Annotated in this window: 2 protein-coding genes and 1 pseudogene; 1 reads left to right on the forward strand and 2 read right to left on the reverse strand. The window is 63.9% G+C overall.

Annotated features, from left to right (window positions below; translation table 11 throughout):
- Positions 1-420 precede the first annotated feature (420 nt).
- Entirely contained in the window at positions 421-762 is a 342-nt protein-coding gene (locus tag FS320_RS41230; RefSeq protein ID WP_152718360.1) for a hypothetical protein, read from the reverse strand.
- A gap of 685 nt (positions 763-1,447) precedes the next feature.
- On the opposite strand from FS320_RS41230, the gene FS320_RS41235 reads away from it, so the two are divergent.
- Positions 1,448-2,578, forward strand: coding sequence for an AI-2E family transporter (locus tag FS320_RS41235; RefSeq protein WP_152718362.1), 1,131 nt, complete (start codon positions 1,448-1,450; stop codon positions 2,576-2,578).
- 122 nt (positions 2,579-2,700) lie between these two features.
- On the opposite strand, the pseudogene FS320_RS51265 reads toward FS320_RS41235, so the two are convergent.
- Positions 2,701-2,832 (reverse strand): annotated as a pseudogene (locus tag FS320_RS51265) (IS481 family transposase); the annotation flags it as partial.

A 2,832-nucleotide genomic window follows, 5' to 3' on the forward strand; every position in this document is an offset into this window, starting at 1 on the left:
GCATCGGCGTCGATCCCGCACCCGATCCGAAGTGCCCAAATCCCCATAGATGAGCGCGGCACGCACGGCGCCCAACCGTTCCGCGGGTTCCTTCCCTGGAGGCTTCCGGACGCCGGCCCCGGTGCACCTCGCTGCGTCGTGATGGGCCGGCATCCGAAACCCTTCACATGACCGGACCTATCGGGTCACTTTCAGAACATCCCGTCATATACGTGAGACGACAGTTCAACAGCTTCCCAACGTAGCAGCCGGCTTCCCAATTCAAGTGCGCTTCTCAATGTCGGGCAGCGCCCAACTCTTGTTGAAGAACGCCTCGGTCGGTGAGTACCAGCGGAAGTAGGAAGATCAGGCGGGCGCGCCGAGTTGACCCCGATACCGAGCCGGTCACGAAGCTCTCACGCGCGATAGCCTTCAGTTCAGTCAGAACCGTGGTTGCCGTAGGCAGCCGGGGCTGGCGTACAGGGTGGCGTTGACTTGCGTGATCCGACAACTTGCGGACGGTACCGGCAGAGTGATCGTGATATTGCTCGCGGCCGGGCCAAGTGGAGCGGCAAGCGCGATCGGATCAAAGGCGTTCCTCGGCTCATAGGTTGAACCGACGAGGTACAGCGGGACGCGACCGTAGGAACTGCGCGGCGTTACTCTCAGGACCAGAGGGCCGCTCTGCTCAACCTGTCGGGAGCGCGGTTGGGCGTCCGCAGGCACGGGCATGATCACGGATGCGATAGCGGCAAGAACAACGAAAGCAGATGTGCAATGCATGAGCTGTCCTCCTCAACAGGGGCACGCCTTTGCGTGAACCCGTTGCGGCTTCCTTGGCAGCACCGCCTGCTCTGTCCGACGGGCACCGGATGAGGATGACACTACGCCATCCGGCAGCGTCCGCTTGACCTTCAGAGCCATGGGCTTGACCCTGCGGGACACGCACCGCCGAACCACGCACACGCGGGGATCTTCGTCGTCGGCGAGCCTACGCGCGGGCCGCCAGGGAGTGCCGACATTGCCCTACCCGCTGCGTCGCAAAAGCCCCGGTCGGCTTCCTTTGGATGTCCGAATCTGTCAACCGAACGTCCTCATCGATCAAGCGGACGGGCCTGGCGCGGCTATGATGCGTAATTCCGTGCCGGTGCATGCCAGGTCGGCCGAGCCGGAACCAGACGGGGCTCATCATGAGGGACGCCTTGGCTGCCGTCCGCCTCGGCCGACGGCGATGACATCGAAACGCGACCGGGACGCTGCGCGACGGCTGGGCAGCGCTTCGAGCTGCTTCAGCGAGGACCTGCGCCGGGTGCTGGCTTCCACGCGGGCGGTTTCGACGCTGTGCACGTCGGCGGCTACCGCGGCGGCGGACGGATGGACCGTGGTTGACATGAAACGCGAATGGAAGACTATCTTCCCCGTCGAGCCATAGGACCTGACGGGACGATCGCCGCCCGGGAGGGACGCAATGACGGTTGCCCGCCCCACCGCATTCTGGATCACGATTGCCGTCATCGTCCTGGTGATGCTGGTGATGCTGCGTGAGATCCTGCCGCCGTTCGCAATCGGCATGGCGCTCGCCTACCTGCTCGTCCCAGCCGTCGACAGGCTGGAGCGGATCGGGATCAATCGCGGACTGGCCGCTCTGATCCTCATCCTCGTGCTGGCGGTCGGCTTCGTCGGTTTGCTGCTGGTGCTGCTCCCGGCTCTCGTCGGGGAACTGAGATTCTTCCTTGACGAGTTCCCACGCTATGTCACACGTGTTCAGTCGCTTGCCGCCGACACGGGGCGCCCTTGGCTGCACAGGATCATGGGCCAGGAACTCCGGATCGAGGAATCGGTCACCCACACGGTGGCCGCGATGGGTTCCGCTTGGCTCGATGACCTCGTCCGCTCGGCATGGTCGGGCGGGAAAGCCTTGCTCTCCCTCCTCTCGCTGCTGGTCGTGGTTCCAATCGTCAGCATTTATCTTCTGACGGATTGGGATCGGATGATCGCGACGATCGACGATTGGATGCCGGCCAAGCACCGGGAGGACGTCCGGGCCGTTGGTCGGGAGATCCATGACACGGTGGCCGGCTTCGTGCGCGGGAAGATCGTCATTTGCCTGATCCTGGCGGTGTTCTATGCCACCGCACTGCGGCTGACGGGTCTCAACCATGCCATCCTGATCGGTCTCACCGCCGGCCTGATCAGCTTTGTCCCCTATCTGGGGCTCGGCGTCGGCTTCGTCGTGGCAGCATGCGTGGCGATCGCCCAGTTCTGGCCTGACTGGACACCCCTGGCGGTCGTCGCCGGCATTTTTCTGCTCGGCGAAACGATTGCCGATTATGTGCTGTCGCCGCGGATCATCGGCAACCGCGTCAAGCTCAACCCGATCTGGCTGATGTTCGCGCTGTTCGCGTTCGGGTATCTGTTCGGCTTCGTCGGTCTAGTCATTGCCATTCCGCTTGCCGCATCGCTTGGTGTCATCCTGCGGTTCGCGATGAGGAAGTCGCTGGTCAGCACGGATCTGGATGCCACGGCGCCGTTCGCACCTGACGTCATCCCTCCAAAGGCAGTGGCGCCTGGACGAAGAGAGAGGCAGTCGCCTGAGTAGGTCTCTGCCCTGGGTGCATCGCGACCTGGCAATTGCCCGTCCGGGCGCAGGGCCCGAAGGATCAGGGAGCATAGCCATCCCTAGGCTGACCTGCCGCGCGCCAGGGACCAATCCCCTGCTGCCTATGTGTCTGGATGCGAGACCTCCTTGGCATGAGCGATGACCTGGAGGGCTGGCGGCAACGCGTCTGCATCGGGTGGCTTGTAGCGGCGGTTGGCGAGCTTCGGCTCGGCAGCCAGGCGGCTTCGCACAAC

It is taken from the genome of Microvirga tunisiensis, from assembly GCF_009296175.1.
Taxonomy (GTDB): domain Bacteria; phylum Pseudomonadota; class Alphaproteobacteria; order Rhizobiales; family Beijerinckiaceae; genus Microvirga; species Microvirga tunisiensis.